Annotated in this window: 10 protein-coding genes; 9 read left to right on the top strand and 1 reads right to left on the bottom strand. The window is 71.0% G+C overall.

The genetic code is table 11. From position 1 onward, the window contains the following. The first annotated feature begins 176 nt into the window (after positions 1–176). From ACTRO_RS16375 to ACTRO_RS16345, 7 genes are all read left to right on the top strand, one after another. The gene (locus ACTRO_RS16375) at positions 177–2939 is read left to right on the top strand and encodes an AfsR/SARP family transcriptional regulator (protein ID WP_051450936.1); all 2763 of its coding nucleotides are present in this window, start codon (positions 177–179) and stop codon (positions 2937–2939) included. A gap of 486 nt (positions 2940–3425) precedes the next feature. After that, the gene (locus ACTRO_RS16370; RefSeq protein WP_034263970.1) at positions 3426–4121 is read left to right on the top strand and encodes an alpha/beta fold hydrolase; all 696 of its coding nucleotides are present in this window, start codon (positions 3426–3428) and stop codon (positions 4119–4121) included. Between the two features lie 284 nt (positions 4122–4405). Further along, entirely contained in the window at positions 4406–4801 is a 396-nt protein-coding gene (locus ACTRO_RS16365; RefSeq protein WP_157436282.1) for a hypothetical protein, read from the top strand. A 63-nt stretch (positions 4802–4864) separates the two neighbouring features. Continuing rightward, complete coding sequence (locus ACTRO_RS16360; RefSeq protein WP_034263967.1) at positions 4865–5731, top strand: hypothetical protein; 867 nt, start codon at positions 4865–4867, stop codon at positions 5729–5731. Positions 5732–5772: 41 nt separating this feature from the next. Further along, on the top strand, positions 5773–6465 hold the full coding sequence (locus tag ACTRO_RS16355) for a hypothetical protein (RefSeq protein WP_034263965.1): 693 nt from the start codon (positions 5773–5775) through the stop codon (positions 6463–6465). 188 nt (positions 6466–6653) lie between these two features. Next, complete coding sequence (locus ACTRO_RS16350) at positions 6654–6998, top strand: hypothetical protein (RefSeq protein WP_034263963.1); 345 nt, start codon at positions 6654–6656, stop codon at positions 6996–6998. A gap of 61 nt (positions 6999–7059) precedes the next feature. Beyond that, positions 7060–7977, top strand: coding sequence for a hypothetical protein (locus ACTRO_RS16345; RefSeq protein ID WP_034263961.1), 918 nt, complete (start codon positions 7060–7062; stop codon positions 7975–7977). Positions 7978–8075: 98 nt separating this feature from the next. Here the strand turns inward: ACTRO_RS16345 and ACTRO_RS16340 are convergent, their stop codons facing one another. After that, entirely contained in the window at positions 8076–9536 is a 1461-nt protein-coding gene (locus ACTRO_RS16340; protein ID WP_051450935.1) for a lipase/acyltransferase domain-containing protein, read from the bottom strand. On the opposite strand from ACTRO_RS16340, the gene ACTRO_RS16335 reads away from it, so the two are divergent. After that, positions 9527–11692, top strand: a complete 2166-nt coding sequence (locus tag ACTRO_RS16335; RefSeq protein ID WP_084316308.1) for an ATP-binding protein — start codon at positions 9527–9529, stop codon at positions 11690–11692. The two genes, ACTRO_RS16340 and ACTRO_RS16335, sit on opposite strands and share 10 nt — an antisense overlap. Continuing rightward, positions 11689–14016, top strand: a complete 2328-nt coding sequence (locus ACTRO_RS16330) for a WD40 repeat domain-containing protein (protein WP_034263959.1) — start codon at positions 11689–11691, stop codon at positions 14014–14016. Before ACTRO_RS16335 ends, ACTRO_RS16330 begins: the two co-directional genes overlap by 4 nt. The last annotated feature ends 286 nt before the right edge of the window (positions 14017–14302 follow it).

Here is a 14302-nt window from a genome sequence, read left to right as displayed (position 1 = left end):
CTCAGGACTCTGTTTCTCTGTCGGTGCCGCGTCGCGGTCCTGACGAGGCATAAAGCTGACACAGTCCGCTGACGCGGTGATACCGTGTCGCTATCGTGGGAGGGACGGGGGCGGGAATGCTGCGATTCGGGCTGCTCGGACCCTTGTTGATCACGCATCATAATGTTGCGATACCAGTGATCGGCGAGCGGCGGCGGGTGCTGCTGGCCCAACTGCTGCTGGAGGCCGGCACGCCGGTCTCCACGGACCGGCTGATCGGCGCGCTGTGGTCCGGCACACCGCCGCGGCTGGCCAAGCAGGCTCTGCACAACCAGGTCAAACGGCTGCGCGACGCGCTCGGCGAGCCGGCCGGCCGGCGGCTCGCGACCGGCGCGGACGGGTACCTGTTCGAAGCCACCGAAGATGAGCTCGACATCCTCCGGTTCGCCGCCCTGGAGAGCGCCGGGCGCGCCGCGGCCGACGCGGGGGACTGGGCCGCGGCGGCCGGGGCATTCGCCGACGCGCTGGCGCTCTACCGGGCGCAGCCGCTGGCGGACGTGCCCGAGCGTCCCGTGTTCGTCGACGCGGCCGAGTACTGGCGCGCCCGCCGTTTCCAGGCCACGCGCCGTCACCTGGACGCACTGCGACGACTCGGCCGCCACGACGAACTGCCGGATCCGCTGACCGAGCTGATCCGCGAGCATCCGCTGGACGAGGGCCTGCGCGGTCAACTGATGCTCGCTCTCTTCCTCGGGAACCGCCAAGCCGAGGCGCTTGCCGTCTACGAACAGACCCGGCGGCTCCTCGTCGACGAGCTCGGTATCGAGCCCGGCCCGCAGCTACGCCGCCTGCACAGCAGAATCCTGCGCTCGGACCAGACGCTGGCGCCGCCGCGCGAGTCCGCGGGACCACGGCCGTCCGGCGGCGCCGACGCGGTCGGCCCCAACGTGCCCCGGCAGCTGCCCGCGACCATCCGGCACTTCGTCGGCCGCGCGGAGCACCTGCACGCCCTCAGCGCGGCGGCCGAAGCGACGGACGGGCACGAGGGCGCGGCCACCGTGCTGAGCGTCGAGGGGACGGCCGGCGTCGGCAAGACGGCCCTCGCCGTGCACTGGGCCCACCGCGTCGCGGACCGGTTCCCAGACGGGCAGCTGTACGCCGATCTGCGCGGTTTCTACCCGGGCGCTCCGCCCGCGGCTCCGGCCGAGGCACTGCACCGCTTTCTGACCGCGCTCGGCGTGCCGCCGCAACGGATTCCGGCCGCGCTGGAGGACCAGGCGGCGCTGTACCGCTCCGCCGCCGCCGGCCGCCGCCTGCTCATCCTGCTGGACAACGCGCACGACGCCGAGCAGGTCAGGCCCCTGCTTCCGGCCTCGGCCGGCTGCGTGGCGCTGGTCACCAGCCGGGTCCGGCTGGTCGGCCTGGTCGCCTCGGCGGGCGCCGTGCCGCTCGCGCTCGACCGGCTCTCGGCCACGGAGTCCGCGGATCTGCTGGCCCGGCGGCTCGGCCCGGAACGCGCGGGGGACCGGGCGGCGCTCGCTTCCGTCGCCGACCTGTGCGCCCGCTTGCCGCTCGCCCTCAACATCCTCGCCGCCAGGGCACTGACCGAACCCACCCGGCCGCTCGCCGAGTACACGGCCGAGCTCACCGAGGAGGGCGCGCGCGGCCGCCTCGACGCGCTCAACGCCGGAGACGCGGCCACCGACGTGCGCACCGTGTTCTCCTGGTCCTACGCCCGGCTCGACGAAGCGGCGGCACGGTTGTTCCGGCTGCTCGCCGCGCATCCCGGCCCCGACCTGTCCACCCGGGCCGCGGCGAGCCTCGCGGGACTCGAAGCGGGCACGGCACGCGGGCTGCTCGACCGGCTGGTGGGAGCGCACCTGCTCACCCGGCTGCCCGGCCCTCGCTTCGCGTTCCACGATCTGCTGCGCACCTACGCGGTGGAACTCGCCGAGGCGGACCCGGAGCAGACGCGAGCCGCGACCGAGCGGGCTCAGGACCACTACCTGCACGCCGCGATCCGGGCCGCGCTGCTCGTCTCTCCGCTCCGGATTCCCCTTTCCGACGACGGCTCGCCGACCCCGAGCGCACCCGAGGAGATCCCGGGCGAGGCGGAGGCACGCGCCTGGTTCGACGCGGAGCACACGGTGCTGGCCGGATTGATCGGCCAGGCCGGCCGGCTCGGCCTCGACCGGCACGCCTGGCGGCTGGCCTGGTGTGTGGCAGAGCACTGGGACCGGCGTGGGCGGTATGCCGAGATCGCGGACACCCAGCGGATCGCGCTGGCCGCCACCGAACGGCTCGGCGACCGGACCGCTCAGGCGCTGGCGCGCGGGGCGCTCGGCCGGGCCCTGGTGCAATCCGGCGAGCTGGAAGCAGGGCACGAGCAACTGAACCTGAGCCTGGCGGTCCAGCAGGAGGACGGCGACGAATCAGGGCAGGCGCTCACCCACCAAGCGCTCGCGCACATGTATGCGCGCCGCGCCGAGCACGTCGAAGTGCTGCGCCACGGCGAACACTCCCTCCGGCTGTTCCGGGGCGCCGGAAACGACCTCGGCGTGGGCGTCGCGCTCAACGTCGTCGGCTGGGCGCACTCACAACTCGGCGCGTACCACCTCGCGCTGGACTATTGCCGCGAGGGCGTCGAGTTGGCCAGGGAACTCGGCCACCGCTTGGGCGAGGCCGCGACCCTCGACAGCCTTGGCGAGGTCGAGCACCACCTCGGCGACTACGCGGCCGCCGCGGCGCATTTCCGCGAATCCGTCGATCTGCGCCTCGAGCTGAGCCAGCCCCAGGCCGCCGCCGCCAGTTTGACCCGCCTCGGCGAGACCCTTCTCGCCGGCGGCGATCCCGTTTCCGCACGCCGCGCCTGGGCCGAAGCTCTGGCGCTCCTCGACGGAATCGAACACTCCGACGCCGCGGATCTGCGCGTTCGTCTCCGCGCATTGCGCGACGGGTGATCACGCTCACCCACGCACGCCGCGCCGACCGTGTACTTCGGTATGTCCCCTGAGAAGCGCCCGGACGACGGCGATGGCCCCCGGTTCGTTTGGGAGGGCGCCCAGCCTGCGGCGTCGCCCGCCCGCGATCCCCGGATGCCCGGGCAATCCGGTGCCGGTGCCGGTGCCGGTGCCGGTGGCCGGCGGGTGGTTTCGCGCCAAACCCAGGGTGCCTCTGTATCTGTCGAGCGTCTCGGGTCGTAGGCTTGGGTGGTGGCGGGTCCGGGCCGTGACTTGTCCGAAGAGCCGGCTGTCGGAGTTGAGCCGGCCGCGCTGGATTCGAGTGTCGCCTCCGTGTGTCCGCCCGGGCCCGCTGCTCGTGTTTTGCGTCGTTCGTCTGCCGTCATCACGCGCCAGACGTGGTCGGCCAGTTGTCGCTTCAATGCGTGTGGATGGTTCGAGGTGAACGGCTGTGGCTGAGAGGCATGGCTGAGGTAGTTTCGCAGGGTGCTTGAGCTGGGTGAGGTCGATGTCGGGGGTCTACGCCTGGCGTACCGGGCCCGTGGTCGCCAGGACGCCGCGCCGATGGTGTTGTTGCATGGGCTGGGCTTGGACAGCTCGAACTGGGATAGGGTCGCCGCCGGGTTCGCCGCCAGTCATCGCGTCTTCGCGCTCGACCTGCGTGGACATGGCGCCAGCGACTGGCCCGGCACGTATTCGGTGGAGTTCATGCGTGACGACGTGCTGGGGTTCCTCGACGCGCTCGGGTTGGGCCCGGTCACGCTGATCGGGCACTCGCTGGGCGGATCAGTGGCGATGGTGTTCGCCGAGGAGTACCCCGACCGGATAGCCCGGCTGGTCCTCGAAGACGCCCCGCCTCCGTTCGCGGTGGGTGATCGAGTGCCGATCCGTCCCCGCCCGGACGGGCCCTTGTCCTTTGACTGGCCGGCCGTCGAGGCCGTTGTCGGTCAACTCAACGATCCGGACCCTGCCTGGTGGGAGAAGGCCGGCAGCATGACGACCCCGACGTTGGTCCTCTCCGGTGGTCCGCGGAGCCCTACTTCCCCCGAACAGGTCGCTCAGGTCGTGGCCCGTCTGCCGTGTTGCGCCCTGGCGACCATACCGGTCGGCCACCATGTCCATCGTGAACGACCGGTCGAATTCATCGCGGCCGTGCGCGACTTTCTAAAGTGGCGACCCTGACTGATGCGGCTGGGGGATCAGCTGGAAGTAAAGCGCCAGCTCGCGCACACGAACCAGTCCGGCGCGGCGCGGCCGGGGTGACTCTGCCGGCGAGGCCGCGGGGAAAATCGCTTCGCAAGCCGCTGGGTGGTGTATTACAGTCATGAGCAGGACGTATGACACTGCTCGCCTCGCTGGCCTTGACTGGCGGCCTCGAGTCTGCGACTGTATTACACATACCCGGAGCGGTGTAATACAGCGGCATCGGGGGCCGGATGATCGACCACGAGAGGAGCGGTGCCGCTGTGTCCGAGGAGCAGCACTACCGGGAGCACCGCCTCGCCGATCTCGAGGTGATCGACATCTTGTGGCCGGACTGGGCGATCGAGCACATCCAAACGCGTACCGCCCGCCACCCGGGCCGGGACGAACTGGATCTCTACCCCGAGTGGGCCACTGAGGCCGCGCTCGAAGAGTATCGGCGATTCAGCATCAGCGCCGCGAAGGACCTGCGCGTCATCGGCTGGAGCCGGAACGCGCCGGCGGCTTCGTGGAGCACCATGAGTGGCAGAGTGTTACGTGTCGTCATCAAACCTGTGGACATCGACGAGGGCCTGTGGCGTGGGGTCACGGCGATGCCCGCGAGCGAGAACGCAGCCGCGTGGTACTGGAGACAGCGTGGCGGCTTCAGTGCGGCCTGAGGACGAGGGTATCTGTGTAATGCAAATACAGGCGGGCGCACTGCCACAGATTCGGAGCGCAGCATGACGGACAAGGCACTAACGGGGAACAATGATAATGGGGAAGAAGAGCGTCTACGGGAGCTGCTGCATGCCGAGGCTGCGGCGGCCCTGGACGACGATCTCGACGACGAGGCGTCCACCGGGGCGGTCGATCCCGCTCCCGACGCCGGGCGCCGCGCCGCGACGGCGCTTCGGCCACGCTCTCAGGTGTACTCGATCCGTGTTCCGGTCGAAAGGCTGGAGCAGGTGCGACGGCTCGCCGCGGAGCGCGGCGTCGCGCCCACGGTGATGCTGCGCGAGTGGGTGCTGAACCGATTAGACCTCGAAACCGGCGCGGCCGGCGGACAGGAGCCGCCCGAGGCGGACGGACCCGCGGCGGGTTCGCAGGACGCGGCTTCGGCCGAGCCCGAAGCGGCCGAGAACTCGCCGGCACCGGTGGAATCCAGACGTGCTCCCGCACCGAGTGCCGGCTCCGGCCGAGTGCCGAACGCGGTCGCGCGGGCTGCCGAGCGCAACGATCTGGAGGAGATGCTGCTCGGTCTCTCCAGAATCGCCGGACGTTATCCGCAGCAGCTCGGCTCGCTCTTCGGCGCGCGCGCACCATGGCAGGACGCGGATGCCCTGCTGGTGCAGAGGGCCTTACTCGCCTCGGGCTTCGCACAGCCCGGCACACCGCCGGGCCATGAGACCGATCTACTACGGCCTAACGCGGGGGCGTTTGGCGAGAGCATGCCGGGCAGTGCGTTCCGTCCGGCACCCAACCGATATCTCCAGCAGGGTTTGAGCGCATTGCAGTCCACGGTCGCGGTGGTCCAATCGCGGGAGCATTCCGGCGTGGAACTGGGCAGCCTCTATCTGGCGGCCGACGACGAGCTGTGGAATCCGTGATGGAGCCGAACGCGGTGCCGACCAGAAGGGCGGGTGCAGGGATGTCGAAGAACGGCGATGGGGCGGGGGAGAAGGAGTCGGCAGACGTCTCGAGCGTCGACCCGGCGGAAGCGCTGCTGCGGCAGGTGGTCGCGCTTCGCTCGACGATCGCCATCGACGAGCAGTTGGCCCAGCTGATGCGGCTGGTCGACTCCGCCACCTGGTCCGTGCCCATCCCCATGACGCTGATCCTGAGCGGAATGATTCTTCGCGGCGTATTGGTGCCGAGCGAGGTGGCCGCAGCGTTCCTCGACGGAGCGCTCAGCAAAGCCGCCCGGTCGGCGGCCGAGTCGCTGAGTCAGCAGACTGATTCAACGGGAGATGATGAGGACGGGTCGCAGGAAGCGGCGGATGTGCGGGCCCAGCAGGTGCGGGGCTTCGAGCAGCGGATGAGCCGGCAGCCGTTCAGCGCGGCGCAGGCCCGTCTACGCCGGCGCAACGCCGACGCGCTGATGGCCCTCGGGACGTGGCACACCGCCTCACACGAGTCCGGCCAGGTCAACGTACTCGACTTCCCGGGAAGCGTCGCCAGCCCGATATCCAAGGCCCGGAGCGTCATCCCCTATGCCTCGGGGCAGCCGGCTCTCACTCTCGCCGAGGCGAAAGTGCTGGCGGCGGGAGATTGGATCCCGCTGCCGGCCCCGGTCCGGGTCGCCCTCGGGCACATCAGCGCCTGGACGGTGGACGAGGTCTGACAGGAGCAACCGGAAGAGCGCAGCACCCACGCACGGAAGGCGCCGTCCGCCGCGTTCGCGGCCTTCGGCGCCACCGCCGGCGCCATGTGTACCTGTGAGAGGCCGAGCGCGGTCTCGGTGCGTTGATCCTCGACGCCCCGGGCCGGGAGCCTGTGCGGCCTTGGAGGTGGAGAGAGGCGGGTGCCGTCGTGGCCGGGAACGCAGATATCGAAGTCGACGTCGAACAGCTACGCCGAGGTCTGGCGGCGCTGGAGCGCAGCCTGCAGGCGCTGCGCGAGCTCAGCCGACCGCACCGGCCGGGCGAATACCGCGGTCTGGACAACGTCGGGGTTCTGGGCGCCGTGCACGAGAACGAGACGGTCGCCATGTTCGACCAGCGCATGCGGCGGCTGATAGCGACCCTGGAGGCGCTGGTCCAGGAGCATCTGGCGCTGCTGCGCCACACCATGCGGACGGGCGGGGCCTGCGTGGGCCGGTACCAGGAGAACGAGCAGGCCCTGGTCGACATGTTCAAGCAGTTGGGCGAGCACTGACGGCGCCAGCCCGGACAGTGCGCGATGCCGGACGCGGTCCGGCGGAGAGGGGAGTGCCGTCGTGTGGAACCCTGCTTACAGCGCTGCCGAGCCGGTCGACCCGTCCGACCCGGCCAAGGCGGTCATCGACGAGGTGAAGGACCTCGGCGAGCGGCTCGACCCCGCCCCGGCGACGGACGTGGCGGCCCACCTGAAGCGGATCACCGCGGGAATGTCCGAGCTCATCGACACCTATGTGCAGGTGGCCGAGGAAGCCGAATCGACATGGAACTCGCCGAGCGGGCGGATGTACGTCTCGGCGCTGCGCGTGCTGATCACGCAAGCGCAGCGGGTGGAGTCGGTCGCCGACGAGGCGGCGGGGACGGCGCTCAACGCGGCGGGCCTCGCCGAGCAGATGAAGAACCACGCACTCGAGGTGCCGGACTGGGTGGCCGGGGACGAGCTCGCGAACGCCGAGAGCGCGAGCGCCGCGATCGACTTCCGAGGCGAGATGGAAGAGGATCTGCGCTATCTGGCGGAAAGGCTCGACGGTTCCGTCGACGCCGCCGGGGGACTGCGCAACGTCGCCGCACACGACGAGCTCCTGCGCGACCCCTACGCGGCCGCCCCCCGCGATCCGCTGGCGGACACCCTTCAGCTCGCCCGGGTGGTCGTCGTCCCGCACACGCAGAGCGCGTCGCAGGTCCCGCGGACACGGCGCGTCGTGGCGCCGCGACCAGCGCGTCCCGCGCGGCCGATGCATCCGGTGAACGGGGTGCTCGAAGAGTCCGCCGACGGCGGATGGAAAGGCACGGCGCAGGCGCACGTTCCGGAACTGGCCACGATGTGGCTGGCCCCGCCCGCTGAGGGCGTGGATCCACCGGCGCAGCCGCTGGCCGGCGACGATGTCCGACGCATCGATCTGACGGCGCCGAACGCGCCGAGGATCGTCTCCGCGTTCGGAGACCGTCCACCTGCCTTCAGGCGCCGTCGCCGTTGACTGCCGATCCCTTGCCGCGCCCCGCGCGCCAGGCGCGGCGGAACCCGACCGATGACCGTCCGCTCCGGCGCCGGTTCCGCGCCGGAGCGGGGCTCGGGTCACCGCGAATCGGTCACCAGCAGCAGTTCGGTCAGTTCGGTGTTCGGCCCGGCTCCGATGTCGACGGTGACCCGGTAGATCCCCGGCTCGCCCACGCTGTGGCGGGCCCACAGCAGCCTCCCGCCATCGGGCGTTTCGCCGCGGCGCAGGGGCAGCTCGCGCGGTCGATCCTCCTCGACGGAGCCGATCGTCGCCTGCACCGCCGAAGGTGAGCGGTCCGTGTGGATTTCGAGCGTCCAGGGCTGCCCGACCTGCGCCTGGTCGGGCAGCACGATACCGATCCCGTCACGCCCGCTCGCCATCGGGCCCAACGGCTCTTGGTCCGTGAGCACCGACTTGACGTGATCCAAAGCCATTTCATGCCGGGTCAGCGCGCTGTGCCGGGCAGGAATATAGGCCGAGGGACGGGTCGGACCGGGATGCGCGGCGTCCCGCGGGACCGTGCCGTCGCCACGCCGGTCGAACCGGAGCGGGATGCCCGTGCCGAGGTCGCGCCGCAGCAGGCCGTCCGATCCGTGCCGGTGCCCGTGTAGGTGAAGCGTCAGCCTGCCGCCCTCGAGTGCGATGCTGGTCGGCGTCGGATGGGCGATTCCGATGGCCGGGCTGTGCCCGGGCAGCGCCCGCGCGGTGTCGTGCGCGTTGCTGCGCCGTGCCAAGGCCAGGCGGGCCTGCTCGAGGTCGCCGCCCAGCGCCGCTACGTGCTCAGGGGTCAGCCGCAGCACGTCGGTCCCGGTATCAAGGCACGGGTAGATCGGCAGCAGGTCGTAGACGCCTGGCGCCGACACCGCCAGCGTCCGCAGCCTTTGCGTGGGCAGCGCCGCCACCTTGTGCTCGCCGGCGAGCATCGCGGCTGCCAGTACCGAGCCCGCGAAGGGCGTGCCCAGAGTGATCACGCTGCGGGTGTCCGCGGCCAGGCGCGTGTCGGTGTGCAGAGCGTCGGAGACGATCAACCCGCCCATGGAGTGGGCGACGAACACGAGCCGCGGGGGGTCGAGGCCGACGAGTTCGGGGCGGTCCGCGCACGAGCGCCGCCAGTCCCGCAGGTGCGTGTGAGCCGCCTCGACCAGCAGGTCCGCGTTGTGGGCGACCGACAGCCGCCAGTCGTAAGGGAAGTCCAGGACCGCGCCGGGCAGTGTCACTTCGACGGCGGCCTTGCGTAAGAGGTCGTAGGGTTCGATGCCGTTGAACAGCGGTCCGCCGACCGGCAGGGTCAGCGGTTCGGTGGCGGCGACGCGCCCGGCCAGCCCTTTGCGTTCGTCATCGGTGACTTTCAGCCGCTCGAACACGCGTCCGGTGGTCCAGGCGTCCGCGAGCGCCCGGCCGCTCAGGCCCCAGAGTTTCTCGTCGGTGTACGCGTCGCGCAGCACGCTGCCCATGATCCCGGGCAGCAGCACGACCGCGTCGTGCGTGAAGACGGGTTGGATCGGCGGGTTCGCAGTCCACGGCTGGGATGCCCGCACGGTATCGATTTGAGAGTACTGGCTCCCCGCACCGGTCATGGCGAGTAAGAATACCGATTGTGCTGACAGCAGGTACGGGAAACGGCGCGGGCGCCGACACGGTCGGGACCGCGGCCGGGCGACGCAGGGTTCTGACCATTGCGGCGGCCGACTACCCGGAGGAGGACGAGGAGTTCGGCAAGGCCGTTCGACGCCAGATCGACATGCTCGAGACCTGGTGGGGCGGTCCGGCGGTGCCGGGCGGTGAATTCGAGGTCGAGCATGCCTCGCCCGTGCTCTCGCGTCGCGACGTCGAGGACTTCCTGCACTTCAGCGATCTGCGCGAATCACAGCCGCAGGATGTGCTGTTCGTCTTCGTAGCCGGCCACGGGATGACGACGGAATCCCGCCGGCACTACCTCGTCCTGCCGCGAAGCGAGCGCCGGCGCTTGCTGGCGACCGGTTTTCCGACCGCGGAGGTGGCCCGCGCGGCTCTGGGCTCGCACGCCGAGCACATTCTGATCATCGTCAACACTTGCGAGTCCGGTGGCATCGTGGAGGCGCTGGACGATGTGTGGTCCGAGCTCGGGCCCGGGCGCCGCCGCGATACGGTACTCGCGGTGCTGTCCACGGCCGACTTCGACGAGGAAATACCCATCGGGGCCTTCGGCGCGATGCTGGAACGCCTGCACCAGAGGCTGACCAGCGTCTCGGAGATCACCAGCGAGTACCTCAGCCTCGACACCTTCATGAACGAGATGAACTCCGTCGTCGACGCCGAGCCCGCCGGCGGGCTGCGCCGGCTGCGCAGGGTGCGCGAGGCGAATGCCCACAAACCGCACTTCGCGCTGCCCAACCCGCGGTACAGGGCCGCTGAGGAACTGGTCCAGCCGCCGCGCCGCCAGGTGGCGGTGCCGCAGCGGGAGATGAGCTTCTGGATCGAACGCGCTTCGGGAGCGCCGAGCGCCGACGGGCACTGGTACTTCTCCGGGCGCCGGGAGCTGAACCGTCAGGTGGCGCAGTTCCTCTCGGAGGATCCCGAGACCGCCGTCGCCGGGGCGCTGATCGTCACCGGAACCGCCGGCAGCGGAAAGTCAGCGGTACTCGCGCGTGCGGTCACCTTCGCGGATCCCTCGTTCCTCGCCGACGAGCGGTACCGGGCCGCTGTCGAGCTCTCCCCGCCGGATACGGTTGCGCCCAGCGAGAGCGTGCAGGCCGCGATCCGGGCCACCAACCGCACCTCGCGACAGGTCCTCACCCTGCTTCTGGAGGCTCTCGGCGGATTCGTGGCCGATCCGGCGGCCGGGGCCGACTCGGTCCAGGACCTGCTCGACTCCGTCGAGCGGACTCTCGCCGCTCGGCCGACCGTGACGACGATCGTGATAGACGCAGTGGACGAAGCCGACAGTCCTTATCTGCTCGCCACACAGGTGATCAACCGACTCGCCCGGCTGAGTCATCCGCCCCGACTGGTTCTCGGTGTGCGCAGCCCGCGGCCGACGCTTCCGCTCGGGACCGATCCGTCCGCGACGACGCGTGGCGGCATCGGCGATGAGAATCAGCTGCTTGCGTTGCTCCGCCGCGTCACGACCGTCGACGGCCGGACGCCTCTCGTTCTGCGGACGGACGGCGCGCACACAGAAGACGACATCGTCGAATACGTGCAAGCGATGCTCGAAGGCACCACGGCCGCGGGTCCCGAGACGGCACGAGCCCTGCTGGGTGCGATCACCGACAAGGCCTCGTTCCTTGAGGCGGGCATCGCCGCGAATCAGTTGTGTGCGGCGCCGGACGCGCTCGCGCTCTTCCTCGATCCGCGATGGCAGACGGATCTGGGGTCCGGCACCGTCGGCCTGCTGCGTCAGGACCTCATCGATTCAGCCCGCCCCGAACTGCAGCCGGACGTCGCCCTCGCGCTGTTGCGCGCGACGGCCTTCGCCCTCGGCGCAGGTGTCCCGCGCGCCGATCTCTGGCCGGCCATCGCCGAGGCCGTGGCCGACCGGCCCCTGCCGGACGCCGAATCAGCGATCGAAGCGCTGCTCAGCGGGCGGCTGGCCGGCTACCTGAGCACCGACGTGGAAGCCGAACGCGTCGTCTACCGCCCGCTTCACAAGGACTTGGCCCGCATCCTGCGGGAGCAGCCCGGTCTCCTGCGGATCCCGATGGAGCAAGCGTGACCTCTCCCAGTCCGGCCGAAGCCGGAAAGGCAGACTCGGACGAGGCGGTCCACCACCGGATCGCCGACCGGCTCGCCGCGATGGCCGCGACGGCGAACACCGATACACCGCCGCATCCGTATGTCCGGCATCATCTCGTCCAGCACGCGGCGCTCGGGCACGTGCTCGACGACACGCACCTGTCCGCGGACTTCCTGCCTTGGGAGGAGTCAGGCGGCGTGCGCGGGCAGCTCGGCCTGCCGGTCAGCGAGCGTGCGGACCGCCGCCGACTGGCCGCCTGGGCCGGGATCGAACCCTTCCTGACCGGAGACCACCGGTCGCGGGCGAGCAGCCTTGATCAGGCCCTCGCGGCGGCCGGAGCCGACCACGGCGGCAGTGGTTCCGCGATCGTCCCGCTCGCGACGCACTGGAAGCCCGCCAACCACGACATCCTCTCCCACGAGCCGAGCCCGATCACGAAGATCGAGGATGTCCCGGGCCCGGACGGCAGGCCTCTGCTCGCGGTCTGCGGCGAGGACGGCACGGTGAAGATGTGGGACCCGGCCACCGGTGCCCTGACCGGACAGCCCATAGCCGCGCACGCCGGACCGGTTACGGCGGTGGTCTCCTTCCGGGGACCGAGCGGCCGGTGGCTGCTGGCCACCGGCGGCGCGGACGGGTCCGTGTGCGCCTGGGAGCCGGCCACCAGCACGCCACTCGGCCCGGAACCGGGCCGGCTGCCCGGCGCCGTCACCGCGATGGCGGCGTTTCGAGGGCCCGGCAACGCTTGGGTCGTCGCGGCGAGCGGCGGAGGCTCGCTGCAGTTCCACGCCCCCTTCACCGGCGTGCCCGTGCGTATCGGGCTGGCGAGGTTCTACACGGGCACGGTCACCGCGATGACCACGTTCGGTTCCCCCGACCGGTATCTGGCCACCGGCGACGACGAGGGCACGGTGAAGATCTGGAATCTCGCGAACCAGAGCTTCGTCTGCCAGGTGGCGGCGTGCTCGGCCGCGATCCGCGCACTCGCCGCTCTCCCCGATCCGGAGGGCGAACTGCTGGTGATCGGCGGTGAGGACGGAAAGGTGGTGGTGGCGGACCCGCGGACGCGGGCGCTGCGCGCGCCGATCGTCACGAACGGCGGCCCCATCAGGGCTATGACCGTCTTTCCGGGCCCCGCCGGCACGAGCCTGCTTGCGACCAGCAACGACGGCATGGTCCGGCTTTGGGCCCCGCTCGCCGAGAAGCACCGGATCCGTTCTCGGCAGCGCGACACCAGCAAGATCATGGCGATGGCGGCGTTCCCCGGTAGGGACGGAAGATGGCTGATCGCCACCGGTGGAGGTGACGGGACGGTACGCGTCTGGGACCCGCAAGCCGTCCGGTCCGGCGCGCGCACGACCCCGTCCCCTGCAGGCGCCGAGACGGTGGGCCCGGTCAAGAGGCTGGCCGCGGTGCCGACCGGCGACGGCCGATGGCTGCTCGCCAGCAGCGGGGCCGGCCAGGAGGTACACATCTGGGACCCGGCCACGGGAGAGCACCGGCGCTGGCTGGCCCCGCACGCGGACCTGGTCAACGCGATGGCTGTACTGCCGCGGCCGGATGGTCGCGGGTGGCTGCTCACCGGCAGTAACGACCGCGCGGTGCGTGCCTGGGATCCGGTCAGCGGCGTAGCGACCGCCGAGCGCGCCGGCTTCGCCGACGGCTGGATCAGTGCCCTGACTGCGGTCCCGGGCCGCGACGGGCGCTGGTTGGCGGCGGTCGGCAGCAACCGCACGGTGGCCATCTGGGATCCGGACACCGGCGCGGTCAGCCGCCTGCCGGAAGACCTCGGATTCGTCAAATCGATGACCGCCCTCCCCGACGCGGAGGGCCGCTGGCTGCTGGCCATCGGCACGGAACTAGCCGTGCGGCTGTGGGATCCCGTGACCGTGGAGCGTGTGGGTACGGCCGCCGCGCAAGCCGGCATGCTCACGACGATGGCGGCCTTCCCCGGACCGGACCACCGCTGGCTCGTGGCGATCGGCTGCAATGACGGCGCTGTCCGCATCCTGGACCTGATCGGCGGCACGCCGCCACGCGAGTTGTGCGGCCATTCGGGCCCTGTCAGCGCGCTCGCGGCCTTCCCCGGCCCGGACGGACGATGGCTGCTGGCGACGGGCGGCGGCGACCGCACGGTGCGCGTCTGGGACCCCGTGGCGGAGATCAATCTGCTCACCGTCACGACGGGGGCTCCGGTGCACGCCGTCACGGCGTGCACGGAGACCGTCGATTTCAGCGCGCAGATCGCCTACGGCGGACCGGCCGGATTCGCCGCCTTCCGACTGCCGAACGGCTCTGTCTGAGGGGTCTTCCGCGCGAGGGATGTTCCACTCACTTCAACTGCGGGCGGAGTGCGGCGAGGACGGCCGTGACGGTGCCGCTTTCGAGTGCGGTCACGATGTTCGGGACGTTGACGGCGACCGCGGTCACCTGGGCGGCTACCGTCCGGTCTCTCCGGTGCAAGCTGATCGTCTCAGATCGCCGGTCGCTGTCCGCGGCGTAGGGGAGATAGCAGCGGCCAGACGCCTCGGGCTGGCCGGCGGCGACGGCCTCGGCGAACTGGTGCTCGCCGTAGTCTCCTCGTCGTCG

The organism is Actinospica robiniae DSM 44927 (assembly GCF_000504285.1).
Taxonomy (GTDB): Bacteria; Actinomycetota; Actinomycetes; order Streptomycetales; family Catenulisporaceae; genus Actinospica; species Actinospica robiniae.
Note: the sequence above shows the minus strand (reverse complement) of the source record. Positions and strands in the feature narration are given on the sequence as shown.

Excerpts from the sequence above, each read along its gene's own strand:
- ACTRO_RS16360 (WP_034263967.1), top strand. The coding sequence starts at position 4,865 with ATGACGGACAAGGCACTAACGGGGAACAATGATAATGGGGAAGAAGAG.
- ACTRO_RS16355 (WP_034263965.1), top strand. The coding sequence starts at position 5,773 with ATGTCGAAGAACGGCGATGGGGCGGGGGAGAAGGAGTCGGCAGACGTC.
- ACTRO_RS16335 (WP_084316308.1), top strand. The coding sequence starts at position 9,527 with ATGCCCGCACGGTATCGATTTGAGAGTACTGGCTCCCCGCACCGGTCA.